5 protein-coding genes and 1 tRNA gene are annotated in these 7,664 nt (G+C 59.3%); 5 read left to right on the top strand and 1 reads right to left on the bottom strand.

The annotated features are described in order from the left end of the window. Positions 1 to 192: 192 nt before the first annotated feature. The 5 genes from AEYBE204_RS39045 (at position 193) to AEYBE204_RS39025 (ending at position 5,771) form a co-directional block, all read left to right on the top strand. Positions 193 to 269 (top strand) — tRNA-Met (locus AEYBE204_RS39045). A gap of 156 nt (positions 270 to 425) precedes the next feature. Then, positions 426 to 1,742 (top strand): integrase, encoded by a 1,317-nt coding sequence (locus tag AEYBE204_RS39040; RefSeq protein ID WP_031231652.1) that lies wholly within the window; start codon positions 426 to 428, stop codon positions 1,740 to 1,742. 1,508 nt (positions 1,743 to 3,250) lie between these two features. After that, positions 3,251 to 4,345: a hypothetical protein gene (locus tag AEYBE204_RS39035; protein WP_023464126.1), complete on the top strand. Its 1,095-nt coding sequence runs from the start codon at positions 3,251 to 3,253 to the stop codon at positions 4,343 to 4,345. Then, positions 4,342 to 4,941, top strand: coding sequence for an RNA polymerase sigma factor (locus AEYBE204_RS39030; protein WP_031231650.1), 600 nt, complete (start codon positions 4,342 to 4,344; stop codon positions 4,939 to 4,941). The genes AEYBE204_RS39035 and AEYBE204_RS39030 overlap by 4 nt, the downstream gene beginning before the upstream one ends. Next, positions 4,938 to 5,771 carry a hypothetical protein gene (locus AEYBE204_RS39025; RefSeq protein WP_023464124.1) on the top strand — a complete coding sequence of 278 codons (834 nt, stop codon included), beginning with the start codon at positions 4,938 to 4,940 and terminating at the stop codon, positions 5,769 to 5,771. The genes AEYBE204_RS39030 and AEYBE204_RS39025 overlap by 4 nt, the downstream gene beginning before the upstream one ends. Before the next feature lie 172 nt (positions 5,772 to 5,943). Here the strand turns inward: AEYBE204_RS39025 and AEYBE204_RS39020 are convergent, their stop codons facing one another. After that, complete coding sequence (locus AEYBE204_RS39020) at positions 5,944 to 7,656, bottom strand: type IV secretory system conjugative DNA transfer family protein (RefSeq protein WP_023464123.1); 1,713 nt, start codon at positions 7,654 to 7,656, stop codon at positions 5,944 to 5,946. Positions 7,657 to 7,664 lie beyond the last annotated feature (8 nt).

Raw genomic sequence — 7,664 nt, 5'->3', positions numbered from 1 at the left:
CACACCCCATCAAAGACCGCGCGGCACAAAAAGCTGCCGGTCTTTTTTAATATCTGATCAGCTTTCTGCGAAATCAGATCAATATCAGGCTATATGCAAAAACAACGCTTTTTGCATATAGCGTGTCCGTATAGATACCCGTCAAAGGACCCCAGGGCGCAAGCCCGAGAATACTTTTACGGAATTAGGTGTCGCGGGATGGAGCAGCCCGGTAGCTCGTCAGGCTCATAACCTGAAGGTCGTCAGTTCAAATCTGGCTCCCGCACCCATTAACTAAATAAATACAAACAAATACAGGCCTTCTTCGGGAGGCCTTTTTGCGTTCTAGGCTCTGAATCGTCTAACACCAGCCTAGCACAAAATTTGACAGAAAAAGAGCATTGTGAATTAATGCGCTCATAACGGTAGTTATGAGGTTCATAATCATGGCTAGTCACGAGATTTTAGGGGGCAAGGTCCACCTTTACCGGCGTACCAGCCGGGTCTGGCACTGTTCGGCCAGCGTCGCCGGCGTGCAGCATCGCGCCTCGACGAAGGAAGAAGACCTTGAACTGGCCAAGGAGGCGGCTGAGGACTGGTATCTGGAATTGCGCGGCAAGTCGCGCGCCGGTCTGATCAAAAAGAAGGAAATCAGCTTCGACAAGGTCGCCGATCAGTTTGAGCTGGAATATGAGGTTATCACCGAGGGTCAGCGCAGCCCGCGCTGGGTCGAAGGGCACAAGCACCGTCTGCGCCTGCATCTGCGTCCCTTCTTTGGCAAGCTGGGTATCTCGGAGGTGACGGCGGGCAAGGTGCAGGAATATCGCGTCCACCGCGCCGGGCAGACCGGACGCAAGCCAAAGTCACCGATACCCGACGCGAATGAACCCAATATCGAAATCGAAATCGAAGCCGCCAAGCCAAAGCCGCCGTCACGCAGCACGATCCACGATGAGATTGTCACCCTGCGTCAGGTCCTGAAGACGGCGCAGCGTCATGCGTGGCTGAGCCACCTGCCGGACCTGTCGCCGCCATACGGCACGCGTGGCAAGATCATGCACCGCCCGTGGTTTAGCCCCGCCGAATACAAGCAGCTCTATACGGCGACCCGTGAGTACGCGAAGACCGCGCACGGACGCCACCACTGGAATGCCGAGCAGGTGCATGACTTCGTTCTGTTCATGGGCAATACCGGGCTTCGGCCCGACGAGGCGAAGAACCTTCAGCACCGCGACGTGGCGATCGTCAAGGACCAGGTGACCGGGCAGCGCATCCTGGAGATCGAGGTGCGCGGCAAGATCGGTGTCGGCTATTGTAAATCTATGCCGGGCGCTGTGACGGTATATGAGCGTCTGCTGAACCGTCCCAAACCCATGGCCGTGCCGAAGCTGACGAAGCGCCAGAAGCGGGCAGGGGAGGCCGTCGTCGTGCCCCTGACGGTCATGCCGCAGGCGAAAGACCCGGTCTTTCCCGGCAACCATATCAAGCTGTTCAATGCGCTCCTTGAGCGCAACGGATTAAAGCAAGACCGCGACGGCCAGGCGCGGACCGCCTATTCTCTGCGTCATACCTATATCTGCCTGCGCCTGATGGAAGGCGCGGACATCTACCAGATTGCCAAGAACTGTCGTACCTCGGTCGAGATGATTGAAAAATACTATGCCGCCCATATCAAGAACACCCTCGACGCGGGTGCCATCAACCGTCGTCGTCCGCGACGCAAGGGCGAAGCTCCAGCGCCCGATCTTCATACCGATGAATGAGGCGCGAGAACCAGAGACGGCACCGGCTCCGCGCCGAACTGCCAGACCGCTTGCCGGGATGGCTTTGCCGTGGCGTACGCCGCACGGCAAAACATGGCCGAACGGCCTCTTCCTACTTTTACCGGATTCCGTAGTTGGCCTATAGCGGTCGCGGTTGGATTTTGTACAACTTGCTAAAGCGGATGTTGAACGGCACCGGTTATCAGGAGCGGTGCACTGCGACCTGCATTAGCGGAACCTCTCGTACGTTGCTTGAGAATTAATAATACGAGAAAACAGTGGAATCATTTCTATACTGGCATTCGGAAAATCGCTGGCACGGAGTTCCTTTGGGGCAAGCGCATCATAGCTTTGTCTTTGTACAGCTCGACTTCGTCACGCGGTACTTGCAAAAGTGCCGCGATATGGATTTTGGTCTATTTGAAAGGTGCTGGAGCAACTTGGGAGGTGCCGCAGTCTCGGGAATGAGATCCGGCGAGTCTGGCAAGCCAATGCCGCGTGATGTCCGTGACCTGGAACAATCAGAAGCTATTTTGTCTTACATATCAAAGCTGTCCCCAATTTATGACCTGTTCAACTACATCCGTCGAAGTGCCCAGTCGAGCATCGCACGATATAGGGACGAGGACCTAGAATTCGATGATTAGAGATAAGTTTGGCTTACCTTCCAAATCATTTCGGGAACTTTGCGGTTCGATATCTAGGACACCTTGCGCCCCAGACCGTGATCTCATGTCAAAGCGAAACGGGTTCGGCTTCCATCGCCTGCGCCAGTCGGTGGGCCGCCTTTCGGGAGACCGCTTCCCTGTTGCAGCAATACGGTTCGACGTTGCCTCGTCGACTGATCCAGACTTGTGTAGAAAACAGATGCCTTGATGGCCCCTTACGGGCGATCCGACTATTGGCTCTGTAGATGTCCGCATTGGGCGCTCATAAAAAAATGCAGTTACCGCGCGGCACAGCGGCGATTTTGCTTTGGGCGAACCACGAGCCGAAGCCAACTACATTTCTGACGGCAAATTTTAGATCCCGACGTCCGATTCAAGGGAAGACGATTAATCCTCCCCACAGTATTTGATTTTTTTCCGGTTCTATGTCACCTTTACGTTGCAATCGCCACATGCGGTTGCGGGGCCGTAGTAAGCCTCAGTGTAACTGGTTAGATGCTGGCCATTCCAGCACACTCTCCTTTTTGACCTCTGCGGTCGGGGAGCCTATGGCGTATGCAATAGGCCCCGGCTAAAGGCCATAGGGACCGCGTTACACCGGTTTACTAACTCCCCGATCACCAAAGGTTCGAAGCTGACCAGACGGCAACCCCGTCTGGCGTCTTCCACTGGCAAAGGGGTTAGACATGCGTACGTCACCGCGCCGGAAGTCCGGCCAGACTGGGTGTAATCTTCATTATTTTATCTACGGTTTAGAGCCGCGGCCGCTAGGCTCCGCATGCCCAATATGCGATCGCCGCACCAGCACATCACTTCGCTTTTTGTCGGGGAGGGTGTGCCATGGACGGTAACCCTTTCCAGACTCTGGCTGACGAACTCCCTGACACCGAAGTCGCCGGACCGGGCTATGGCCAGCGCGAGCTTCTCGCGATCGGTCAGCTTTTCCGTCCGGACATGCCGGACGGCGACCTGATCAATCTCTATTTCCTCGTGCAGGACTGGCACACCGGACTGGACAGCGCCATCTACGCCGAAGCCTTCGGGCGCATAGAGGATTTGCTTCTGGCCCGTATGTCGGGCGGCGTGCCCGAGCCGGTCGATGCGCGGGACTGGCCCGGTTTCGAGCCCGAGGCTCATGCCGATGCGATGGAGGCGGTCTGTGCCGGTCAGCTCAGTGACTGGCAGTTGCTGGAAATGTACAACCTCTCCTCCTCGGAGCGCAGCAACGAAGACGACGAGGAGACAGGCCGGCGCTGGCAGGCGGTCATGGACCTGAGCCGATGCCAGATACTCCGGCGCATCAAGCTGGCCCGGTCACGGGTACTGCCAGAACAAGGCAAAGGCCTGGAAACAGAAACCGTTGCCCCGACGGATGTTGCATCGGCCGAACCGAAACCGGACTTCGAACTGATATCCCTGCGTAACGCGCTGAAGGTCGCCGAGGAAGCGTTTCATCCTGACATGTCGCCGGAAAAGCTCGTCGATCTGTTTGTGCTGGTGAAGTCCTGCGGCGGTCCCGATGTCGAAGTCTTCAATGAGATCGAGGATGCCGTCACCGCGTCGCTAATGGCGCGCATGGAGGCAGGCGAACCCGATCCGGAGCCCGGTCGCCAGGTGCCAGGCTTCGATCCTGACGAAGAGCGGAAGGCGCTGAAGGCTGTGATAAAGGGCCGACTGCCGCACGCTAACCTGCTGATGCTTTACAGGATCGCTCTGGTTTACGGCCGGGGGGACCGCGCCGGCAAATGGCTTGCAATCGCCGACCTGTGCCGGGCGCAGATCATCCGTCGCGTCGCGCCACCGCCGCTGTATGCCTATGGTGCCCCCGACCGGTTAGAACGCGAACGCTCCCGCCTGACCTTGCGTGTCCTCGCCCATGATCATCCGGCCGGTGCCTTTGGTTCCCTGAAACCAGGAGCGGGAGGTGCAGCATGACCTCAACCCCCAGATTGATGGCCTCGTCTGAGGCGGTGGTGCAGGGCGACTGGCTTCGCGACCATATCCTGCCGCATGATGCCCACTATTACGCCCTGGCCCGCCGACTGAGCGCCAGCTACGAAGACGCGGACGCTATCTGCCAGACGGCCCTGTGCCGGACCACCGAAGGCGACCAGTGGCGGCGGATAAGTGATCCGCCCGCCTACATGATGCGCCTGATATTCGATCTTGCCGTGGCGGGTATGGAAGCCAGGCTACCCCCGGCGTCCGCTTATGTCGCCGACACCGACCAGCTTCCGGACGCGCCGGTCGAAATCCTCCCGCCCAGTGCCGACGTGACACTGGCGGCCCTCTCGCGACTGCCCACCGAGGCGCAGCAACTGCTCAGCGCGTGGCGCATCGAGGGCCTGTCCTGCGACGCTCTTGGGCACCGGTTCGGCCTTTCACCTGACGCGGTCACAAAGGCCATTGCGCGAAGCCTCACGGCGTTACGCAACGCGCGATATCGGGCGTTCTGCGATCCTGTCCAAGTATGCGAATGGACCGATGCATTCTTCGGCGGGGTGTCGCAGGGTCAGGGAGGCGCGCGATGAGCAAACCGACCCCGGAAGAAAAGGCCCGGCTCCGGGCTAAGGGCATGGTTCATCAGGGCCTGTCCGACGAGAAGCTGTTCAAACTGTATATTGGCACGGACGAGAAAGTCACGCCGCTCCAGCGTCGCTATAACGTGCAGGAAGCCCGGGCAATGCTGCTGCTGAGACTCTCGGCGCCGTCCCGGTTGCAGCCCCGACATCGAGACGATCTGTGGGAAGCGCACGAACACGAAGGCGCCCTCAAAGTCGCTACCAACGGCTGGCTGAACGACGCCAACCTGTTCGACCTGCTGGAACTGGCACAGGTCTTTGCCGCGGGCGAGGATTATGCGTCGCAATGGTGCCTGATCGTCGAGCTATGCAAGACCCTCGTCCTGCGCCGGCTCCTTGCGGCGACGGCCGAACGCAACAGTCTGGAATACAGCCGGGCGCAGGCCATAGAGTTCATTCTTCAACGGGAGTTCCAGACGGATATCCAGACGCTTAATCACTACATCTGGGAACCGATCAATGCGCACGAATGGGGTGTCGAAGCCCTGGACAATGACGAGATCAAGGCCATTCAGGCCCGCATCTTTCATGGTCGCATGGTGGTCGCCGCCTGCGATCTGGCAGAGGAGGCCGGCTATACCAAGCTCAAACACATCAAGCCTGTCGATGAGGGCGGACGGTGGTCATACGGCGACGCGCTGACATGGGTCAGGGCCTTCCTCGGCAACGCGCTGGAGTTTGAATACAAACTGCGCCGCGGCGTGTTCACAACGTTCACCGCCGATCCTGATCATATCGTCGGGCGGATACCCTACCGCAACCCGCCGCCGACGTTCTGAAAGCATGAAGCGCGGAGGAGGAGGACGATTATGGAAGAAACGCTATGCGAGACTGTCCCCGACCGTAGGCCGAAAGCCAAAACCGACTACCGCGGATTGATGGAAGTCAGGAAGACGGTCGGCGCTCACAAGCGCGCACAGTCCGGTACTCCAGCTTTTGAGCTATCAGGCCCTACGTCGTTCTGAACTCACGGTCCTCGTAATAGCGGATCTTCTTCGCAATGATCGGCCGTTGTCCGGTGAGAAAGAGCAGTTGCGCATGAGCGGGGAGGCGGCGCACTTCGTCCGGCGTTAGAAGCGGGCGTCCTGTCTGCTGCTGACTGAACGACAGGCCCGTGTCTTCGGAGTCGAGATTACGGCTCTGAGTCTGGAAGGTCACGGTCGTCTGACCCAGCAGATCGGAGACAAGCTTCGCCGTCTCGTGATCGTTGACACTGAAGACCTGCAACACGCCGGCATTCGACAGGAAAGTCCCCGCACGTTGGCCATACGTGGCCTTCAACTGATGGATATCCTGAAGGATGGGCCAGAGTTGTACGCCGTACCCGGCCATCAGGCCCATGGCGCGCTCCACCGGTGCTAGATGCCCCAGCGCGGCGAACTCGTCGAGCAGATACAGAACGGGGAGGCGGGGCTGCACATCCGTACGCGCCATGTCGATCAGGCTTTGCGTCACCATTAAGCGCAGCCAGCGCGAATAGGTGTCGATGCGATCCGGCGGCAGGACGAGGAAGGCGCTCACCGTGCTGAGCTTGAGATCGCTGAACGAAAAGTCCGACCGCGACAGCACGGACGTCATGCGCGGACTGTCGAGGAAATGGGTGTGCCGTTGCGCCGCCGACAGGACGCCCGCCGCCTCGCGATCCGACTTGCTCATATGTCGGTTGGCGGCACGCGCGATCAGACCGTTGCAGGCCCGGTTCGTCTGCATAGATACCAGCAACTCGTAGAACGCATCGGGCGCCAGGGTCAGACATTCCCGCAATGTCGCCAGCGACCGCCGCTCACCTGTCTCCGTGGCGATGACATGCAGTAGGACGCCCGAGACCAAAGCTTTGGCTTCCTCGTTCCAATGCGCTTCTCCCGCCCCGCCCGGCGCGTCATGCACCAGCGCATCGGCGAGCGTCGAAACGTCTTCCGCCACATCGAGGTGGTCGATGTCGAGATGACCGAGCGGATTGAAGGCTGAGGAGGGGAGGCCGGAGACGCCGAACGGGTCGAGAACAAACACCGGCCCGAAGCCTTGCCGTACCGCCGCGGTGATACGCGCATTCTCGCCCTTGGGATCGACACAGACGACGGAGCGCCCGGCGACGAGAAGATTAGGGATGATCGTGCCGACGCCCTTGCCGGAACGCGTAGGGGCCATGGTCAGCAAATGCGCAGGCCCGTGATAGCGCAGAAGCTTGCCGCTATCGCCATCCCGCCCGATCAGCAGACCCGTCTCACCGGCGTCAGTTGAACCGGGACCGGCTGCCTGACCTTGCCTGTTGGTTTTACCGCCCTTCGCCCCCGTGGTGGTCAGCGCGGTAATCTCCTTCAAAGAGGCGAAGTCGGCAGAACCGTGTGTCGCACTATCCCCGGCAGGACCAAAGTGCAGGATCATCGGATTGACGATATTACGCCACAGGATGAAAACCAGCGCTGCAAGAAACAGAAGGTTCAGCGCATCATGCGCCAGTCGCCAGTCTTTGGGGACTAGCAGCGCCGTCAGCAATGTCCCACCGAACACGACGATCAGAATTTGTATCAGCACCCGTATGACCGGCTTCCACAAGAGGAGCGGACTCATCATCACGGTGAGCAGCGTTGAAAACGGATTGCGTGCGGCGGCCACGAGCATATTGCGGAACGCCCGACCGGCCAGAATGATTTCCCCCAGCATGGCCGCCC

It is taken from the genome of Asticcacaulis sp. YBE204 (assembly GCF_000495855.1).
Lineage (GTDB): Bacteria > Pseudomonadota > Alphaproteobacteria > Caulobacterales > Caulobacteraceae > Asticcacaulis.
This window is presented reverse-complemented; position numbering and strand designations above follow the sequence as displayed.